General features: G+C 63.0%; 17 protein-coding genes. 10 read left to right on the plus strand and 7 right to left on the minus strand.

Annotated elements, in window-relative coordinates:
• The first annotated feature begins 53 nt into the window (after positions 1-53).
• Positions 54-686, plus strand: coding sequence for an RNA pyrophosphohydrolase (locus J0O65_RS20560; protein ID WP_076566319.1), 633 nt, complete (start codon positions 54-56; stop codon positions 684-686).
• A gap of 100 nt (positions 687-786) precedes the next feature.
• Here J0O65_RS20560 and mqo read toward each other — a convergent pair whose 3' ends face one another.
• Together mqo and J0O65_RS20570 are read right to left on the minus strand one after the other, a co-directional pair.
• Entirely contained in the window at positions 787-2,385 is a 1,599-nt protein-coding gene (gene mqo / locus J0O65_RS20565; protein WP_215409068.1) for a malate dehydrogenase (quinone), read from the minus strand.
• Positions 2,378-2,524 (minus strand): hypothetical protein, encoded by a 147-nt coding sequence (locus tag J0O65_RS20570; RefSeq protein WP_215409069.1) that lies wholly within the window; start codon positions 2,522-2,524, stop codon positions 2,378-2,380. Before J0O65_RS20570 ends, mqo begins: the two co-directional genes overlap by 8 nt.
• A gap of 304 nt (positions 2,525-2,828) precedes the next feature.
• Between J0O65_RS20570 and J0O65_RS20575 the strand changes: the two genes are divergently transcribed.
• The 3 genes from J0O65_RS20575 to J0O65_RS20585 all read left to right on the plus strand — a co-directional run bounded on the left by J0O65_RS20575 (position 2,829) and on the right by J0O65_RS20585 (position 6,965).
• Positions 2,829-3,251: a DUF1841 family protein gene (locus tag J0O65_RS20575; RefSeq protein ID WP_071321999.1), complete on the plus strand. Its 423-nt coding sequence runs from the start codon at positions 2,829-2,831 to the stop codon at positions 3,249-3,251.
• Between the two features lie 100 nt (positions 3,252-3,351).
• Complete coding sequence (locus J0O65_RS20580; RefSeq protein WP_215409070.1) at positions 3,352-5,499, plus strand: T6SS effector phospholipase Tle3 domain-containing protein; 2,148 nt, start codon at positions 3,352-3,354, stop codon at positions 5,497-5,499.
• Positions 5,499-6,965 carry a hypothetical protein gene (locus J0O65_RS20585; protein ID WP_215409071.1) on the plus strand — a complete coding sequence of 489 codons (1,467 nt, stop codon included), beginning with the start codon at positions 5,499-5,501 and terminating at the stop codon, positions 6,963-6,965. Before J0O65_RS20580 ends, J0O65_RS20585 begins: the two co-directional genes overlap by 1 nt.
• A 2-nt stretch (positions 6,966-6,967) precedes the next feature.
• Here the strand turns inward: J0O65_RS20585 and J0O65_RS20590 are convergent, their stop codons facing one another.
• From J0O65_RS20590 to nirK, 3 genes are read right to left on the minus strand one after another with little or no spacing between them, the layout of a single operon-like run.
• Positions 6,968-9,247 carry a nitric-oxide reductase large subunit gene (locus J0O65_RS20590; RefSeq protein WP_215409072.1) on the minus strand — a complete coding sequence of 760 codons (2,280 nt, stop codon included), beginning with the start codon at positions 9,245-9,247 and terminating at the stop codon, positions 6,968-6,970.
• A gap of 14 nt (positions 9,248-9,261) precedes the next feature.
• The gene (gene ytfE / locus J0O65_RS20595) at positions 9,262-9,939 is read right to left on the minus strand and encodes an iron-sulfur cluster repair protein YtfE (protein ID WP_215409073.1); all 678 of its coding nucleotides are present in this window, start codon (positions 9,937-9,939) and stop codon (positions 9,262-9,264) included.
• Positions 9,940-9,968: 29 nt separating this feature from the next.
• A complete protein-coding gene (gene nirK, locus J0O65_RS20600; protein WP_215409074.1) occupies positions 9,969-11,438 on the minus strand; it encodes a copper-containing nitrite reductase in 1,470 nt (489 codons plus the stop codon).
• A gap of 150 nt (positions 11,439-11,588) precedes the next feature.
• Between nirK and norR the strand changes: the two genes are divergently transcribed.
• Positions 11,589-13,148: a nitric oxide reductase transcriptional regulator NorR gene (gene norR / locus J0O65_RS20605; RefSeq protein WP_215409075.1), complete on the plus strand. Its 1,560-nt coding sequence runs from the start codon at positions 11,589-11,591 to the stop codon at positions 13,146-13,148.
• 140 nt (positions 13,149-13,288) lie between these two features.
• Here the strand turns inward: norR and J0O65_RS20610 are convergent, their stop codons facing one another.
• A complete protein-coding gene (locus J0O65_RS20610; protein ID WP_215409088.1) occupies positions 13,289-13,630 on the minus strand; it encodes a c-type cytochrome in 342 nt (113 codons plus the stop codon).
• A gap of 14 nt (positions 13,631-13,644) precedes the next feature.
• Complete coding sequence (locus tag J0O65_RS20615) at positions 13,645-13,974, minus strand: c-type cytochrome (protein WP_092796428.1); 330 nt, start codon at positions 13,972-13,974, stop codon at positions 13,645-13,647.
• Positions 13,975-14,207: 233 nt separating this feature from the next.
• On the opposite strand from J0O65_RS20615, the gene J0O65_RS20620 reads away from it, so the two are divergent.
• The 5 genes from J0O65_RS20620 to J0O65_RS20640 all read left to right on the plus strand — a co-directional run bounded on the left by J0O65_RS20620 (position 14,208) and on the right by J0O65_RS20640 (position 19,525).
• A complete protein-coding gene (locus J0O65_RS20620) occupies positions 14,208-15,071 on the plus strand; it encodes an AAA family ATPase (protein WP_215409076.1) in 864 nt (287 codons plus the stop codon).
• A gap of 9 nt (positions 15,072-15,080) precedes the next feature.
• The gene (locus J0O65_RS20625; RefSeq protein ID WP_215409077.1) at positions 15,081-15,731 is read left to right on the plus strand and encodes a GNAT family N-acetyltransferase; all 651 of its coding nucleotides are present in this window, start codon (positions 15,081-15,083) and stop codon (positions 15,729-15,731) included.
• Complete coding sequence (locus J0O65_RS20630; protein ID WP_215409078.1) at positions 15,725-16,894, plus strand: vWA domain-containing protein; 1,170 nt, start codon at positions 15,725-15,727, stop codon at positions 16,892-16,894. Before J0O65_RS20625 ends, J0O65_RS20630 begins: the two co-directional genes overlap by 7 nt.
• Before the next feature lie 312 nt (positions 16,895-17,206).
• The gene (locus tag J0O65_RS20635) at positions 17,207-18,394 is read left to right on the plus strand and encodes a cation:proton antiporter (protein ID WP_215409079.1); all 1,188 of its coding nucleotides are present in this window, start codon (positions 17,207-17,209) and stop codon (positions 18,392-18,394) included.
• Complete coding sequence (locus tag J0O65_RS20640) at positions 18,395-19,525, plus strand: YbdK family carboxylate-amine ligase (RefSeq protein ID WP_215409080.1); 1,131 nt, start codon at positions 18,395-18,397, stop codon at positions 19,523-19,525.
• Positions 19,526-19,676 lie beyond the last annotated feature (151 nt).

Consider the following 19,676-nt stretch of genomic DNA (forward strand, 5'->3'; position numbering starts at 1 on the left):
GTGGGTAATTATGTAAAAAAGGACGCTCTGTCGCAGAAAGTTTGAGGTGCATTATGCTCGACCGTGAAGGGTTTCGGCCCAACGTCGGCATCATCCTGCTAAACGCCCAGAACGAGGTGTGGTGGGGCAAGCGGGTGCGCGAGCACTCATGGCAGTTTCCGCAAGGCGGTATCAAATATGGCGAAACACCGGAACAAGCCATGTTTCGCGAACTTGAAGAGGAAATCGGACTCAGACAGGAACACGTCAAAATTGTCGGCCGCACCCGCGACTGGCTGCGCTATGAAGTGCCAGACCACTTCATCAAGCGCGAGATTCGCGGCCATTACCGTGGCCAGAAGCAGATTTGGTTTCTGCTGAGGATGTGCGCGCGCGACAACGACGTCAATCTGCGCCTGACCGACCATCCGGAGTTCGACGCCTGGCGCTGGCATGAGTACTGGGTCCCGCTCGATGTCGTCATTGAATTTAAACGCGATGTCTACCAGCGCGCCTTGCAGGAGCTGTCCCGCTTCCTGACCTGGCCCGTGCATGGCAACGCACAGCAAGCGCACCGCCACACGTCGCGCTACCTGCGCCAGCCCCATGCGCCAAGGGCACAGGATGGCGCGGCACTGGCCAAGCCTTGCGACGGCATCGCCGCCGAAGGGTGTACGCCGGAGCTGATCTTGCCGGGCAAGGGGTAGTCCACCGCAATGAACGCACTCTCCCACGCAAAAGGGGCAGCCTGAACAGGCTGCCCCTTTTTTCATGCCGACAAGAAACTTCCCTGCCGGTCAGGCCGGCTTAGTTTGCCGCCGGCGCCGGCGCGGCGCTTGGCACGTCGAGCGTGATCGCCTTCAAGCCCAGGATATTGCTGCTGTAATGGCGGATCTTGTTGGCCAGGGCCGGGTCGTTGTTCAGCTTTTGACCGTACGACGGCACCATTTCCACCATCTTCGCTTGCCATTCCGGCGTGGCCAGGCGGCCCTTGAATGCCGTTTGCAGCACCTTGATCATGATCGGCGGCGCGGTCGAGGCGCCTGGCGAGGCGCCCAGCAGGGCGACGATGCTGCCATCGGCGGCGCCGACGACTTCCGTGCCGAACTGCAGCAAGCCGCCTTTGACAGGGTCATCCTTGACGATCTGCACGCGCTGGCCCGCGTTTTGCAAGGTCCAGTCTTCCATCTTGGCGTTCGGCAAGTATTCGCGCAACGTCTTCAGGCGGTCTTCCGGCGTGTTCATGACCTGTTCGACCAGGTATTTCGTCAGCGGAATATTGTCGTAACCGGCTTGCAGCATCGGTTTCACGTTGCCCGTGCCGATCGAGGCCGGCAAGTCGATCCACGAACCATTTTTCAGGAACTTGGTCGAGAAGGTGGCGAATGGGCCAAACAGCAGGGCCTTCTTGCCATCGATGATGCGCGTGTCCAGGTGCGGCACGGACATCGGCGGCGAACCGACGGATGCCTTGCCGTAGACCTTGGCCGCATGCGCCGCCACCAGTTCCGGATTGGTGGTGACCAGCCATTGGCCGCCCACCGGCACGCCGCCGTAGCCCTTGGCTTCAGGAATGCCCGATTTTTCCAGCAGCGGCAGCGAACCGCCGCCGGCGCCGATGAAGACGAACTTGGCGCGCATGGTCTTTTCCTTGCCGGCGGCCAGGTCTTTCACCGTCACGTTCCACACGCCATCGGCGCCGCGCTGGATGTCTTCCACCTGGTGGCGCAGGTGCAGGACCATGCCATGGCTGTCCGTCAGGTAGCTCACCAGGCCGCGCGTGAGGTTGCCGAAATTGACGTCGGTACCGATTTCCATGCGCGTCGCCGCCACTTTCTGGCCCTTGTCGCGGCCTTGCATGACCAGCGGCGCCCATTGTTCGATCTGCGCCTGGTCTTCCGAGTACAGCATGCCCTTGAACAGGTTTTCCTTTTGCAGCGCGGCGTAGCGCTTCTTCAAGAAGGCAATATTGTCGTCGCCCCACACAAAGGCCATGTGCGGCACATTGTTGATGAAGGTTTGCGGCGCGCCCAGGTGCTTGTTGGCCACCTGATAAGCCCAGAATTGCTTGGAAATTTCGAATTGCTCGTTGATGGCAACGGCTTTCTTGGTCTCGATGCTGCCATCGGCCGCTTCCGGCGTGTAGTTCAGTTCGGCGAATGCCGAGTGGCCCGTGCCCGCGTTGTTCATCGCGTCCGAGCTTTCGGCGGCCACGGAATCGAGGCGCTCGACCATTTCCATCGTCAGCGAGGGATCGAGTTCCTTGAGCATGCTGCCCAGGGTGGCGCTCATGGTGCCGGCGCCGATCAGCAGCACGTCGACCGGTTTTTCGGACGAGGCCGGCGGGGTCTTGTCACATGCCGCCAGGATCAGGCACGACATCAAAAGTAATAGCGATTTACGCATACGTAACTCCGTTTATGAATACTGAAGGATGATTCTTGCGCGCCACCGTGGCGGCACCATCGCTGTAGTGAATGAAAAACAGCCGGCCGGCCGGAACGCCAGGGCGGCCGGACAGGTCGATATCGATGGTGATAGGCATGCTGCCGCGCTCCGGAATAAGCCGGGAGCAATATCTGGTGGCAAAGGTGCGGGCAATGGAAGCACGGAGTGGCAACAAAATCACCATCGTGTCCAGAGCAAATATCAAGAGCGGCGATTTTATCACCGTTATTTGGCGCCGCCGGGCCGTGGCGGTAGTGGATAATACTTACTGCAGGGTATTAAATGACGGTGACTATCGGGTCATGCAAGCGGACGCCAGACGGCAAAAAGGGCATCCCCGATGCCCTTCGTTGACGTACGCGGTACAATGCCGGCTGCCCTTTAGCCATAGTCATCCAGCCATGTTCAACCCCTCTTCCGACGACGTGCGCCGCTTCTTTTGCGACACCTTGCGCAAGCACCGCGCCCATGACATCCTCACGCCGATGGAAGCCATCGCGCTGGACTGGATCCTGGAACACCCCGAGTATGAAAACGAATTGAGCGACGTCGAGGCGGCGCTGGCGCGCGACTATTCCGTCGAGGGCGGACAAGCCAATCCATTCCTGCACCTGTCCATGCATCTGTCGATCACGGAGCAGGTCCAGGTGGACCAGCCGCGCGGCATCCGCCCGGCCGTCCAGCAACTGACCCAGCGCCTCGATTCGGCCCATGCCGCCCAGCACGAAGTGATGGAATGCCTGGGCCAGATGATCTGGGCTTCGCAGCGCTCGGGCTTGCCACCCGATACGGATGCGTATATCGACTGCGTGCGCCGCCGCTAAACCCAAGGTAGTATTCTGCACAAGTTTGCTTGATCTGGCATAAGACATATAGATAAGCAACACTCTACAGTGGCAACTCCAGCCATGAACAGGGTGTGCCATGAGCGATCCCAGCAACGGACCGGTTAAACCCGCTATCGATCCCCGCCTTATCATGGTAGGCAGGGTCTGCGGCAGCACCAATTTCAGCCACAGCCTGCTGGACTGCCTGCAGCAGATGCCGTCACCGGGCATCGTCATCTTTGTGCATGGCGTCAATTCCGATGGCGAGTGGTACCACCAGAGCGAGGAGGGCCTGTGCAAGGGCTTGAATACCCGCCTGAAACGCTGCGATGAACACCTGGCCTACCCTAGCGTGGAAGGTGGACAGTTATGGCCCGTTACCTACCGGCGCGAATTGACGGATGACGGCTTTATCGACCCCGACCGCACGCCCAACACCTTCATTGCCGACGCCGAGCACCACTCGCCCGTGATCCAGTTCCGCTGGGGTTACAAAGCCAGCGACCTCGAATTACAGGAATACGGCGCTTCCATTTATCTCAACGAATATGACTACTGGGGCGGCGGGCCATTCGCGAACGGCTGTTCTTCCTTGCCTGACCTGTGGGGCAATGGCTTGCTCGATACCTTGTTTCTGTGGATACATATCGAACACCTCAACCCCCTCAACGACGCCATGGTGTTTTCGGCGCCGCCCCGCCCGTATTTTGTGCTGGCCGCGCTGCGACTGGCGAAGCTGGTCGAATCGATACGCAAGGAACAGGCCGACGTGCCGATTACCCTCGTGTGCCATAGCCAGGGCAATATGATCGGCATGGCGGCCGCCTTCCTGGGCGACAAGATGGCCGATGTGCAAGATGCAGCAGGGATCAAGGGCCGCTGCGTGGCCGACACCTATGTGCTGTGCAATCCGCCATACAGCGTACTCGAAGACAACAGCACGGAAGACTGGGTGCAAGGTCAGGAGGCGGATCCGGACGGCAACGTGGGCCGACAGACCTGCCAGGCGCGCATCGAGACCTTGAAAAACTTCTTCAAGATCGTCGGCCAGCAGGCCGATGTGCCGCCGCATTCAGCCGCGCTGGCGCAAATGGCAGCCAACCACGCGCACGGTTTTACGCTGGATAGCGACAGCAACAAATACCGCTGCGGCCCCGTCACCACCACACGCGGCAAGGTCACCTTGTATTGCAATCCGCATGACCAGGTCATCTCCTCGACCGCCATCCAGGGCATGGGCTGGCGCGGCCTGTGCGCAGCCGAAATCCAGGCGGCGCAAGGAAAGAATGTATTCACGCAGCGGGTGTTTTCCCAAGGCTACCCCGTCGGCAAGCCAGGAACTTATGATTACTGGAGCAAGCAACACAATCATCCGGAACGGGGCAGCCTGGACTTCTGGGTGCCGCATTCGAAGATCGCCGACTATTCCAGCCAGAAAGGGCGATTGGCCAACAGCACGGGAAGCGGCCGCGCCATGACGCAAGTCGCCGCCCTGGCCCTGATTCCCCTGGCGAAAGGAGCGGGCGTGCGCATCAACGCGCTGCCGCCGCGCGACTGGAGCATCCCCGTCAATGCGCCGGCGCTGCCCGAACCGTTCTTGCCGCAGGCAGTGCAGTACGGCGTGGCCAGCGAGGACTTCGATCAGCTCTACAATCCGCGCGGCAGCCTGCGCGATCCACGGCGCAGCCATGCCGCCGGCGATCCATACCACGCCTTGAGCGACGAGCAGATAGGCGCGCCCAAGGGCGACCGCGACAGCCACGCCACCATGCTGTACGAAGACCACGCCCGCGTGCGCTTGATGGCCAAACGCACGGGCCGCACGCCGATGGGAGAGAAGGTCAGCGAGGAAGACATGCCGGCCACCGCCAGCGAAGAGCACAAGCGATGGCGCGGCGCCATCATCACCGCCAATCTGGCCGCCAACCTCGACACGCACGCCACCGACCATTCAACCATCATGACCAATGGCATGCATGCGGAAAAGGCATTGGCATATGACGTGGCGGTGGGGGTGAGCCATATTCGCGAAGAAGTTTTGCTCAAATTGCGGATGGCGGCAGATTGGCGATTGTTGGAAGGCCTGGGAGGCTCTCATCCGCACAGCATGTTTTTCGAATATTTTCTATATGGCACATTCAAAGAAATGACCCTGCTTGACTGGGTAGGCAGTTCCGGCAGTACGGGCGCCATGCCGGACACCATCATCAACAAGCGCAGGAACTCGCGCTGGAAGGATCACTGATGCGTGCACTGATCGCCACTCCCCTACGCCGCCTGGCTTGGAGCTGCTGTGCATTTTTCCTGCTTGCCAGCGTGGCAGTCTGGTTCGCCAGCCAGTCCCACGCCGCTCCCCTCACCGATGGAGACATGATGAAACGCTATCTCGTGATGCCGTTTGTATTTGCCCTGATGATATTTTCCTTGCTCAGTGCTTGCGCGATCAAGCCAGTCACGAAAGGCGATGTCGCGACAGCGACGCCTGCGCAGCCAGCCCGGCCTTATATGGCCCAGGTGGTGGGCGTGCAATGGCTCAATCCCTTGCAACGGCGCGACTATTCGACGGAGTGGCAATTGTTGTGGACCTTGGGGCTGGCCAAGCCGAACCAGAACGATGACAAAGTCAGGGAAAATCCAGCGCGCTTCAGCAAGGTGCAATCCATCGGCATGATTGCCTCGGGCAGCAATGGCGAGGAAAATTTCGAAGGCTATCATCATAAATATGTGGAAAAAATGATGCCGCTATTCCGACAAAACTATTTTTCCAATTCTACCTATTTCTACAATGCCCATGCATTGAAAGACCGATCGACGCGGCGCGAACTGGCCGGCATCCATGTCGAATATGCCCTGCCAGCGGGGCGACTTGACCCTGTACAGGCGGCAGATGTGGTGCGTAAGCTGATCATGCGCGCCTTCAGCATCGGCAACCCCCACTTCCCCAATTCCTGGACTACGGCAACGCCGCCCGACGTGCGCGTGACGATGGGCGGCGCGAACGCAGGTTTTACCTCGCTGGCGGCGGGCCTGGCATATTTGCAGGCTCATCCCGATAAAACCGTATGGGTGATGAACTGGGACGCGCCCAGCTTTCCGCCCAAGGATGAGCAGATCGATGAAAACATCGCTCTGTTGATACTGGCCGGTCCCGACTTCAAGACGCAGCGCGCGCCGCTGGCCTGGCTGGGCTTCCCTGCAACGGCCGCCGTCGCCGACTACCAGGCGGCGAAAGGTCAACCGCCGCGCGCGGTGCAGGCATGGACGGCGGCCATCGAACAGGCGGCGGAGCAGGCCAATCTCGATACTGACAAGATAGCCTATGTGATCCACGATGCGGGCAATAGATATCCGGCATCTTCCGAGCGGATCGGCTCGCTGGCGCAAAGCCTGACCCTGAATTTACCCGATCTGGATTTTACAAAGCAAACCTTCAACACCTCGGCCCTGCTGGGCGAGATGGGGGCCGGCACGGCGCTGACGAATGTGGCGCTGGCCGTCGCCTACGCGAATCACCAGGGCCGGCCGGTGCTGGTGGCGGGCACGGGCGACCTGGAGGCGCCCGTTGCCGTGCTGGTGGCGCCACCCGCCGTGGCGCGCCCCATCGATCCGGAAAAACCCTGGTTCCGCGCACGCGGCGAAGCTTCCGTCTTTTTACCGTGGTGGGGACTGCGCCACGATGCCAAGACCTTGATGCAGGGCTATTCGAACTGAGCTCACAATGGTATGCCGGCAGCCGCCGGCCGCGTGCCCTCGCTCACCTGCGGCCTTAGCAACCCCAGCACCACCTGCAGCGCCATGGCCACCGCGCCGGCGATGAAGACCACGTCGCCGAAGGTGCGTATCCAGCGCAGGTTCTGCAACAGCGGCTGCTGCATGAACGCCTCGCTGCGCGCATACCACAGGCCTTCCGTCACGCTGGCGTGGAACTGGATGATGCCAATCGGCAGCAAGCTGGTGAAGATCATCAGCGCCAGTCCCCCGTTCAAGCCCCAGAACGCCCACTTCATCAACGCAGGGCTGAAGCGATAGTCGGGGCGCAGGTAGCGCAGCACCAGCAAGGTAAAGCCCAGCGCCAGGAAGCCGTACACGCCGAATAGCGCCGCATGCGCATGCACGGGGGTCGTGTTCAGGCCCTGAATGTAGTACAGCGCCACGGGCGGGTTGATCATGAAGCCCAGCACACCGGCGCCCAGCATGTTCCAGAAGGCGACGGCGACAAAGCACATCAGCGGCCAGCGCAACTGCTCCATCCATGGCGCGCGCTCCTTCAGGCGCCAGTTTTCCCACGCTTCGTGGCCCAAGACGATCAACGGCACCACTTCCAGCGCGCTGAAGCTCGCGCCGATGGCCATCACGGGTGTGGTGGTGCCGGCAAAGTACAGGTGGTGGAAGGTGCCGGGTATGCCGCCCAGCATGAACAGCGAGGCCGACGCCAGGCTGGCCGTCGTGGCCATGCGCACCGACACCAGGCCCAGGGTCGAGAAGATGAAGGCCAGCGCCGTGGTGGCGAACACTTCGAAAAAGCCCTCCACCCACAGGTGCACCACCCACCAGCGCCAGTACTCCATCACCGACAGGTGCGTGCGTTCGCCGTAGAACAGGCCGGCGCCATAGAACAGGCCGATGGCGCCCACGGACGCGGTCAGCAGCGCCAGCAGGTTCTTGTCGCCGCCCGGCTGGCGCAGGGCCGGCACCACGCCGCGCAGCATCAACACGAGCCACAGCAGGATGCCGACGAATTTGCCGATTTGCCACAGGCGTCCCAGGTCCACGTATTCATAACCCTGGTGGCCGAGCCAGAAATTCCACTCGGGCGGCATCACTTGCGCAATCGCCAGGTAATTGCCGATGAAGGAGCCGACCACCACGGCGACCAGGGCCCAGAACAGCACGTCGACGCCGAGGCGCTGCCACCTGGGGTCCTTGCCGCCATTGATCAGGGGCGCGAGGAACAGGCCGGCGGCCAGGAAGCCCGTGGCGATCCAGAACAGCGCGGCCTGGATATGCCAGGTGCGCGTGAGCGCATACGGGAACCAGCGCGACACGTCGATGCCGTAGAACTGCTGTCCTTCCACCGTGTAGTGCGCCGTGAAGCCGCCGATGAAGACCTGGAAGATGAACAGCGCCACCACCAGGAACAGATACTTGCCCAGTCCCCGCTGCGATGGCGTCAGCGCGAACGTGGTGAGCGGATCGCGCGGACCGGCCGCAGGCAGCGCGTCATCATGGTCGCGCAAAAAGGCCCAGCCCCAGACGAGGAAGCCCACGCCGGCCAGCAGCACCACCACGCTGGCGACCGACCAGACGAGGTTTTCGCCGCTGGGCTGGTTGCCGATCAGCGGTTCATGCGGCCAGTTGTTCGTATAGGTCACTTTCTGGCCCGGACGCTCGGTGGCGGCGGCCCACGCCGTCCAGAAGAAGAACTGCGTCATCTGCGCGCGCCGCTCGGCGCTGGGCAGGGTGTTTTCCTTCATGGCGAAATGCTCGCGGCTGGCGTGCAGCGCAGGCGCGTCGGAGAACAGCTGGTCGTAGTAATGTGCCGTGCTGGCGACGGCTTGCACGCGGCGCGGCGACAGGCGCAGCACTTGCGCATCGTCGACCCGGTTGGCGCGGTATTCCATCTTCAGCGCTTCGCGCAGCGCCGCCTGCGCGGGGCCGTCGAGCGCCGCGTAAGCCTTGCCATGCAGCTCTTGCGCGGCCAGTTCCAGCCAGGCCGTCAGCTCGCGGTGCAGCCAGTCGGCCGTCCAGTCGGGCGCCTGGTAGGCGCCGTGGCCCCAGATGGAACCGAGCTGCATGCCGCCGACGGATTGCCAGGCCGTCTGGCCGTCGAGGATGCCCTCGCGGTCGAACAGTTGCCGGCCGTCTTGCGCCAGCACTTGCGCGGGGATGGGCGGCGCCTGCCGGTAGACTTCCGTGCCGTAGTAGCCGAGCAGCGAAAACGTCACGATCAGCACACCGATCAGGGTGAACCAGAGTTTTTTGTAGGGACCCATGGGTCTTTCCTTTGTCAGTGCACCGCGGCCGGCGCAAAGCGCTCGAACAGGATATTGTTTTCGGTATGGATGTGCGCCATCAGGTCTTCGCGGAAGGTGCGCAAACCCGTGTACAGCGCGCGCCAGGTGGTGCAGGCGCCGCCAGGCGCGGTGATATCGTTCGTCATTGCCTCCATGGCGCGCAAGGCCACGCCATGCTCGTCATGCTCCATGCGCATGACGTTGATGGGCGCGCCGGCCCGTGGCCCCTGGCCGCGCACGATCATCGGGAACAGCACGTCTTCTTCCTTGCGCATATGGCTTTCCAGCTCCTGCGCCATGGCCGACAGGTGTTCCGCCAGCCCGTGCGGACAGTCGGCGCGCTCGCCATGCACCTGCTCGACCTTGCGTGCCAGGCGTATCAGCTCGGGCAGCTGCTCGCGGTGCACGGCGTGGTAGCGCGCCAGGATATGTTCCACCAGCTCGGTGGCCGAGGCGTCCTGCCAGTCACGCTCGCCGCTGGCGTCAATCCGTCCTGCCAGCAGTTTCAGTTCCGCGACGATGGGCGCCGTGTCCACGCCGGCCGCTTCGGCCGCCGCGCGCAGGGTCTTGTTGCCGCCGCAGCAAAAATCCAGGCGGTGCGCATCGAACAGGCGCGTGGCGCCAGGGATGCGGCGGGCCAGCTGGCCCAGGGATAGGTCGATCATTTCCATAACAGTTCCTTGAGGATGAATAAGTGGATTTATTGCGCCGCGCCCGCGTGGTAGACGCCAGGCACGGGTTCGCCCGTCACTTCCAGCACGCCCACGGCGCCCTTGCCGGCGCGCGACAGCGCATGGTCGACCAGCAGATAGCTGCCCGGATGCTGTACCTTGAGTTCGACGATGGTCGCGCCGCCCGGCGCCACGAGCGTGGTTTGCACGTCGTGTTTCGGGCTGCTGATCGAGCCTTCGCTGTACACCTTGTCGAAGATCTCGCCGATGACGTGGAAGGATGAAATCTTGTTCGGGCCGCCGACGCCGAAATAGATGCGCACCGTCTCGCCGACTTTCGCCTGCAGTTTGTGCGTCTTGCTCAGGGCGCCCACTTCGCCGTTGAAGACGTAGTAGTCGGGCAGTTCATTGGCCATTTTTTCCAGGTTCGGTTCCTGGTGCACGGGCGCGCCGTGCGGACGGCCCGTGTACATCTCGCCCTGCATCACGTAATACTCGCGGTCCACCTTCGACAGGCCGCCTTCCGGTTCGACCAGGATCATGCCGTACATGCCGGCCGCGATATGCTGCGGCACCAGCGGCGTGGCGCAGTGGTAGACGAACAGGCCCGGATTGAGCGCCTTGAAGGTGACCGTTTTTTCCTGTCCCGGCGCCACCTGCGTGTGCTGTCCGCCGCCATGGCCGCCCGTCACGGCGTGCAGGTCAATCGAATGGATCATCTTGCTGTCCCTGGCGTTGAACAGGGTCAGTTCGACCGTGTCGCCCACCTTCGCGCGCAGCATCGGGCCAGGCACTTGCCGGTTGAAGGTCCAGTAGGTAAAACTGGTACCGTCATCTAGCTTGCCCGGCAATTCCACCGTCTCCATGCGGTACTTGAGCAACTGCGGCGCGCGCGCGCCGATGGCGGCCGGCACCTGCGCCGGATTGGCGGCCACGCTGACGGCCGAGGGATCGGGGCCGCGCATCGGCGACGGCGCGGGCGTGTACAGGGCCAGCGCCGCGGCCTGGCTCGACTCGCCGGCAGCGCTGGCGGGCGCCGCCGTCTCGGCCAGCGAGGTGCCGGTCACTTCCAGCTTGCCTTCCATGCCGATCTGGCGGTGGCCGGGGATCGAGCAGTAATAGGTGAACGTGCCGGCGCGCGTGACCTTGAAGCGCACGCTGGTGCTGCCGCTGTTGGCGCTGAATTTGGCGGAGGCCACGTTCAGTTCCGGGATCAGCAAATCATGTTCGGCGCCTTCGCCGCTTTTCAGCACGAGTTCGACCGTATCGCCCACCTTCGCCGCCAGCACGGGATTGACCTGGCCCTTGGCGTCGATGAATACCATCTTGCCGTCGACGATATTGGTTTGCAGTTCATAGCGCTTGAGCGTGGCGGCGGCGGGTTTGACTGCGGTGGCGGCGGCGCTGGCGGGCAGGCTCGCCTGGGCTTGCACGGACAGGGGCAGGGCCAGTACGCAGACGGCAGCGGCAATGGCGCGGAGGGAGGGAGTCGTTTTCATCAAGCTTTCCTTGGTCTTGTATGCCGGTTCGGCCCCCTTATCCAGGCAAGCCGTGTGCCAGGAAAAACTTGTTTTAAATCAACGATTTGAAAAATGCAGGGTCATAATGACCCTTGTTCGCCGTGGTTCCTTGTACCCTGCATGGTAGTTATGACCACCACCGCCATCCACCTGCTGCTGCTCACCGACCTGGTCGCCGACCTGCCCGTGGCCGTGCGCCTGCAACGCCTCGTCGGCAGCTTGCGTGCGCACTTCGGCTGCGAGGCCGTGGCCTTGCTCAAGCTTGATGGCGAACATTTGCGCCCCGTGGCGATGGCCGGCCTGGCCAGCGACGCGCTGGGACGCCGCTTCGCCGTCGCCGACCATCCGCGCCTGGCCGCCATCCTGCAGCGGCGCGGCGTGCTGTGCTTCCATCACGACAGCTCCCTGCCCGATCCCTACGACGGCCTGATCGCCGAGCGAGCCGGCGAACCGCTGCCCGTGCACGACTGCATGGGCATGGCGCTGGACCTGGAAGGCGAACGCTGGGGCGTGATCACGCTCGACGCGCTGCGGGTGGGCACCTTCGATACGCGAGCGCAGCGCGACCTGGGCGAGCTGGCCTGCGCCATCGAGGCGGCCGTGCGCGTGACCCGCCTGGAGACGGAAATCCGCGCCCTGCGCCTGTCGGGCGGCGCCATGCTGGCCGACGCGCAGGCGCCGCGCGAGGAGCACGACTTCGTCGGCCAGAGCAACGCCATCACGCACTTGCTGCACGAATTGCAGGTGGTGGCCGATTCCGAACTGCCCGTGCTGCTGCTGGGCGAGACGGGCGTGGGCAAGGAACTGTGCGCGCACCGGCTGCACCGGCTGTCGCGCCGCGCGGGCAAGCCCCTGATCCACGTCAATTGCGCGGCCTTGCCGGAATCGCTGGCCGAAAGCGAATTGTTCGGCCATGTGCGGGGCGCGTTTTCCGGCGCCGTCAGCGACCGGCCCGGACGCTTCGAGGCGGCCGAAGGGGGCACCCTGTTTCTCGATGAAGTGGGCGAGTTGCCGCTGTCGATACAGGCCAAGCTGCTGCGCACCTTGCAAAATGGCGAAATCCAGCGCCTGGGCGCGGACCGGCCGCGCCGGGTCAACGTGCGCGTGATCGCCGCCACCAACCGCAGCCTGCGCGAGCACGTGCGCGACGGCACCTTCCGCGCCGACCTGTATCACCGCCTGTCCGTGTATCCCGTGCCGATTCCGCCGCTGCGCGAGCGGGGCAATGACGTGCTGCTGCTGGCCGGCGGTTTTCTTGAGCTCAACCGTGCGCGCCTGGGCCTGCGCAGCCTGCGCCTGTCCGCCGCGGCGGAAAACGCGCTATGCCACTACCGCTGGCCCGGCAACGTGCGCGAACTGGAACATGTGATCAGCCGGGCCGCGCTGAAAGCGGTGATCCGCGGCGCGGACCGCAAGGACATCGTGACGCTGGAAACGGATATGCTCGACCTCGATGCGCTGGAAGCGCCGGCCGGTGCGGACGCGCCGCAGCCAGTGGCGGCCGCGTGCGGCGCGCCGGCGGCGCCGCCGCTGTCCATGCATCAGATCGTGGAAGCGAGCCAGCGCCAGGCCATCCGGCAAGCGCTGGTGCTGCATCAGGATAACTGGGCCGCCGCCGCGCGCCAGCTGGGGCTGGACGCCAGCAATTTGCACAAGCTGGCGCGCCGGGTGGGGCTGAAGAACACCTGACCAAACCTACTGCGCGTCGGTATAGGCAACCTGCGATGCTCACTGTGCTTCAGCACAGTTCCGCGTCTCGGCCGCCTCTCCCTTCCGCTCGCTACGGTTTTGTCAGGTGTCAGAACAACTAATAGACCCTGAGATACCGCTCAGCGGTGAATGACCAGGGTGGTCGGCAAGCTGTGCAGGTAGGCGGCCAGGTCCTTGATGTCCTGGTTGCTCAGCGGTTTCACCTGGCCCGTCATGATGGCGTTGTTGCGGCCGTTGGCCTTGTCGCCCCGTTTGTACGCCGTCAAGGCGTGTTCCAGGTAATCCTTGTGCTGGCCCGCCAGTTTCGGGTACGACGGGTCGATGGGCGAGCCGTAATCCTTGCCGTGGCAGGTGGCGCAGCTGTATTTTTCGGCCAGGGCCTTGCCCGTGTTGATATTGCCGGCGGCGCTGGCGGACAACGAGACGGTGGCGCAAACGAGGGCGGCGAGTAGTGTTTTCATCATCTGGCTGGTCCTCAGTTCGGCTTGGCTTGTTGCGCATAATACGCGGCGACATCGGCGATATCCTGGTCCGACAGGCTGCTGGCGATGCCCTTCATGCTGGGGTGCTTGCGGTCGCCCTTCTTGTAGGCTTGCAGCGCATTCTCGATATATTTCGCCGGCTGGCCGCCGATCATCGGCACCTGGAACACTTCGGGGAAGGTCGCCTTGTAACCGGGAATGCCGTGGCAGCCGATACACATTTCCACCTTGGCAGTCGCTGCCTTGGCGTTTCCTACAATGTCAGCCGCTGTGACGGCATTTGCTATGCCGGCAAGCACGAGAAGTGCAAATATTTTTTTCATAGTGGCAATGTGAACAAAGGTAATCGGAGAAACGCCAGAGCTGGTTTTTATTGATTTTATGTGTAGACAATTAAGGTTGACAATTAATCTGCTGCTTGCCGATTCTAGCCAAGATATTCTTGCAAGTCCACCGATAAAACCCGCATTGTAGGCAGGCAGGCACAGGCCGTCCGCGTGACGCTGCGCCACAGTTCTGTTTATACTCACCATTTCCCCACTTTGGCAGACCGCTCATGCAAGCAAAGCACACCCAGCAAGGCCAACGCTTCGAAGGTTCCGACAGCTATGTCGCCACCGCCGACCTGAAACTGGCCGTGAATGCGGCGCTGACCCTGCAACGCCCGCTGCTGATCAAGGGCGAACCGGGCACGGGCAAGACCATGCTGGCCGAGGAAGTGGCGGCCGCGCTGAACATGCCGCTGATGCAATGGCATATCAAATCGACCACCAAGGCGCAGCAGGGCCTGTACGAATACGACGCCGTGTCGCGCCTGCGCGATTCGCAGCTGGGCGACGAGCGCGTGCGCGACATCCAGAACTACATCGTCAAGGGCGTGCTGTGGCAGGCGTTCACGGCGCCCGAACCGGTGGTGCTGTTGATCGATGAAATCGACAAGGCCGACATCGAATTCCCGAACGACCTGCTGCGCGAACTGGACCGCATGGAATTCTATGTGTATGAGACGCGCGAGATGGTCACGGCGCGCCACCGCCCGCTCGTCATCATCACCTCGAACAACGAGAAGGAATTGCCGGACGCCTTCCTGCGCCGCTGCTTCTTCCACTACATCAAATTCCCGGACAAGGACACGATGGAGCAGATCGTCGCCGTCCACTACCCGCACCTGAAACAGGAATTGCTGGCGCAGGCGCTGCAAACCTTCTATGCAGTGCGCGACGTGCCGGGCCTGAAGAAGAAACCGTCGACGTCGGAATTCCTCGACTGGCTGAAACTCCTGCTGGCCGAGGACATCCCCTTTGACGCGCTGCGCAGCAAGGACACCGTCGTGCCGCCGCTGCATGGCGCGCTGCTGAAAAACGAGCAGGACGTGCACCTGTTCGAGCGTCTGATGTTCATGTCGCGCACCAACCGCTAAGGAGCGCCGGTGAACGACATCAGCCCGGAGAAGGTCTTCGTGCCCCTGGAACTGCACGGCATCCGCCTCGAAGCGCTGGCGCCGCACCACGCGCAGGGCTTGCGCGCGGCGGCCATGGACGGCGAACTGTGGAATCTGCGCGTCACCTCCGTGCCCGAACCGGACCAGGTGGACCAGTACATTTTCAAGGGCATCGAGATGCGCCCTTCGCGCTTCGCCTTTGCCGTCATCGACGCGGCCAGCGGCGAGGTGCTCGGCAGCACCAGCTACCACGACGTGGTGCCGGCCATCGGCCGCCTGGAAATCGGCTACACCTGGTATGCGAAGCGCTGCCAGCGCAGCCACGTCAACACCACCTGCAAATTGCTGCTGCTGGCGCACGCCTTCGACACGCTCGGCTGCGCGCTGGTGGGCCTGCGCACCGATAATTTCAACCACGCCTCGCAAGCGGCCATCGAACGCCTGGGCGCGAAAAAGGACGGCGTGCTGCGTCACCACGCGCTGCGCCGCGACGGCACCGTGCGCGACACGGTCATGTACAGCATCGCGCGCGGCGAATGGCCTGAAATCGCCGCCCATCTGCGCTACAAGCTGGCGCAGCGCCCCATCGCCGCGCTGCCGCGCCCGGGAGCCGCCGGGGCAGAGGAAGCGCCATGCTGATCGATTTCTTCTTCACGCTCAAGGATGCGAAGATTCCCGTCTCGATCAAGGAATTTTTGACCCTGCTCGAGGCGCTGCAAAAGAACGTCATCGATGCGTCGATGGACGATTTTTACTATCTGGCGCGCCTGACCCTGGTCAAGGATGAAGCCCATTTCGACAAGTTCGACCGCGCGTTTGCCCAGTACTTCAAGGGCGTCAGCGCGGCCTTCGACACGAACGCGGCGATTCCCCTCGACTGGCTGCTCAAGCGCATGCAGCGCCAGCTGTCCGATGAGCAGAAGGCGCAGCTGGAAAAATTCGGCTACGACAAGCTGATGAACCGCCTGAACGAGCTGTTAAAAGAACAGAAGGAACGCCACGAGGGCGGCAGCAAATGGATAGGCACGGGCGGCACGTCGCCGTTCGGCAATGGCGGCACGAACCCGGAAGGCATCCGCATCGGCGGCAAGGGCGGCAACCGCACGGCGGTGAAAGTATGGGAAGCGCGCAGCTACCAGGATTACGACGGCGAGCGCGAACTGGGCACGCGCAACATCAAGGTGGCCTTGCGCCGCCTGCGCAAGTTCGCGCGCGAAGGCGCGGAAGACGAACTGGCACTCGACGCCACCATCGCCGCCACGGCGAACAATGCGGGCTACCTGGACATCAGGATGCGGCCAGAACGCAAGAACCGCATCAAGGTGCTGATGCTGCTCGACGTCGGTGGCAGCATGGATGACCATATCGAGCGCACCGAGGAACTGTTCTCGGCCGCGAAGACGGAATTCAAGAACATGGAGTTCTTTTACTTCCATAACTGCGTCTACGACTACCTGTGGAAGAACAACCGGCGCCGCAACGCCGAACGTTTTCCCACCTGGGACGTGCTGCGCAAGTACCCGCCCGACACCAAGCTGATTTTCGTCGGCGACGCCACCATGAGCCCCTACGAAATCCTGCAGCCGGGCGGCAGCGTCGAATACAACAACGAGGAAGCGGGATCGACGTGGCTGGCGCGCTTTACCCAGGCGTTCCCGAAATTCATCTGGCTCAATCCGGAATCGGAGGGATTGTGGCAGTACCGCCAGTCGATCGGCGTGATGCGCCAGTTGATGAACAACCGCATGTTCCCCCTGTCGATCGACGGCCTGGAACGGGGCATGCGTCTGCTCAGTAAATAAAGACACGCAACAAAAAGTCCATGGCGGCAGGGGCCCGCCATGCCGTACACTGCGACACGGCACTACCGTGCGGAGCATCTCCGCCGCGGGCGGGTAGCATACGCCGATACCAGCCCTGCCCTACCCTGCTGCATCTTGTGCGCGGCCGCCATGGCCGCGACACTGTTCGATTGCGCACATCGTGCGCGCCTTCTGCTCCGGTAGAATCGGCGCAGCGCTCTGCGCAAACCATGCACCATCGCTGCACCACGACATTGCCGCGCCAGCCCCCGTGCTGCCGGCCGGTGCCAGCGCCACTTCAAAGGAATGAGCATGCAAAGTCTGATCTCGATCGCCGCCGACCTGTCCTGGCCGTTCGCCATCACCCTGGCCTGGGTGGTGGGCGAATTCGGCCACCGCTGGACCGGCCTGCCGCGCATCAGTTTTTACGGCGTGATCGGTTTCGTCCTCGCGCAAACGCAAGTAGGCATCCTGCCGCAGACGGACGCCGGCCCCATGCTGGTGCTGGCCGACGTGGCCTTCGGCCTGATCCTGTTCGAAGTGGGCTACCGCATCAACCTGCGCTGGCTGAAGAACAATCCGTGGATCGCCGTCACGGGCCTGGTCGAATCCCTGCTGACCTTTGCCGTCGTCTACTTCATCGGCATCGAATTCGGCAGCACATCGATGACGGCGCTGCTGCTGGCGTCCCTGGCCATGTCCACCTCGCCGGCCACCATCATGCGCGTCATCAACGAGGAACGCAGTTCGGGCCAGGTCACGGAACGCATCGTCCACCTCACCGCCCTCAATTGCGTGCTGGCCGTGTTCACGTTCAACATCATCGTCGGCTTCTGGATGTTCCAGAGCTCCACCGACCTGATCGAGGCGAGCAGCAGCAGCGCCGCCGTGCTGGCCGCCTCGGTTGCCGCCGGCACCGTCTTCGGCATCGTCGTGCCGGCCATGCTGCGCCGCCTGGGCAACATGGCGCAGGATGCCACCGTGGCGTTCGCGCTGTCGGTGATGCTGCTCGTCGCCCTCACCTACACCACCAGCCTGTCGCCGCTGCTGGCCACCCTCACCTTCGGCCTGGTGGCGCGCCACCGCAGGGTCGCCTTCAGCCAGGCGCAGCGCAATTTCGGCGCGCTGGGCGAGCTGCTGACGGTGCTGCTGTTCGTGTATGCCGCCTCGACCCTGGAATGGGCCAGCGTGACGGCAGGCGCGGCCCTGGCCCTGGCCGTCGTCGGCGGACGCTTGCTGACGAAGGTCGTCGGCGTGGCCGCGTTCTCGCACGTGAGCGGCATTTCCTGGCGCAAGGGCGTGCTGACGGGCGTGGCGCTGACGCCCGTCTCCGTCTTCATCATCCTGCTGCTGGAACACGCGCGCCAGCACGGCGTGAACTTCGGCGACGAATTGAACGCCCTGGCCGCCATCACCCTGGGCCTGGAACTGGTCGGCCCCGTGCTGGTGCAGCGCGTGCTGATGCTGGCAAAAGAAACCCACGAAATCAAGGAGCGCTAAATGCCGCTGGAACCCTTTGGCCAATCGGCCGCGCTGACCTTCGGCGTCGAACTCGAACTGCAACTGGTGAACCTGTCGGACTATGACCTGACGGCCGCCAGCCCCGACCTGCTGCATCTGCTGAACAAGAAACCGTTTCCCGGCAACGTCACGCCGGAAATCACCGAGAGCATGATCGAGATTAACTCGAGCGTGCACACGCATCATGGCCCCCTGCTGGCGCAGCTGCAGGAAATCCGCGACACCTTGATCACGGCCGGCGACAAGCTCAATATCGGCATCGCGGGCGGCGGCACGCACCCGTTCCAGCAATGGTCGTCGCAAAAGATCTTTTCCAAGCCCCGCTTCCAGGAGATTTCGGAACTGTACGGCTACCTGGCCAAGCAGTTCACCATCTTCGGCCAGCACGTCCACATCGGCTGCGCCTCGGGCGACGACGCCATGTTCCTGCTGCATTCGCTGAACCGCTACATCCCCCACTTCATCGCCCTGTCGGCGTCTTCTCCCTACGTGCAGGGACGCGACACGCTGTTCGACTCGGCCCGCCTCAATTCCGTGTTCGCCTTCCCCATGAGCGGGCGCGCGCCGTTCACCCTGAGCTGGGAGCAGTTCTCCGACGAGTACTTCGCCAAGATGGAGAACACGGGCATCATCAAGAGCATGAAGGATTTTTACTGGGATATCCGTCCCAAGCCGGAATTTGGCACCATCGAACTGCGCGTATGCGACACGCCGCTGACGGTGGAGCGGGCCGCCGCGCTGGCCGCCTACCTGCAGGCCCTGTGCCGCTACCTGCTCGAGCGCCGCGAAACCCCGCCAGTGGAAGACGATTACCTCGTGTACAACTACAACCGCTTCCAGGCTTGCCGCTTCGGCCTCGATGGCGCCATCACGCATCCGAAAACCTACGAAACGATGTCGCTGCGCGAAGACATCATGACCACCCTGCGCAAGATGGAGCCGCACGCCGAGGCGCTGGGCAGCACGCCGGCCCTGAAACACCTGTCGGACGTGGCCAAGCAGTGGAGCGACGCGCAATACCTGCGCAAGCAGCACAGCCTGCAGGGCAGCGCCGAGGGCATGGTCGATTCGGCGATCCGCTGCTTCCGGGGCGAACCCATGAATTATTGAGGACTGGCCCGTTCACCCCAACACCTGAACTGCCGGGGTCGGACCCTCAGGGTCCGACCCCGGTTCTTGCTTTTGGGGTGCAATCAGGCGCAACCACGTCAACCCAAAAAAACCACACCCCGTCCCCCCGTCATTTACAGCCCCCTCCCCC

The sequence above is a fragment of the Janthinobacterium sp. JC611 genome (genome assembly GCF_018682595.1).
In the GTDB taxonomy this organism is placed as follows: Bacteria; Pseudomonadota; Gammaproteobacteria; order Burkholderiales; family Burkholderiaceae_D; genus Janthinobacterium.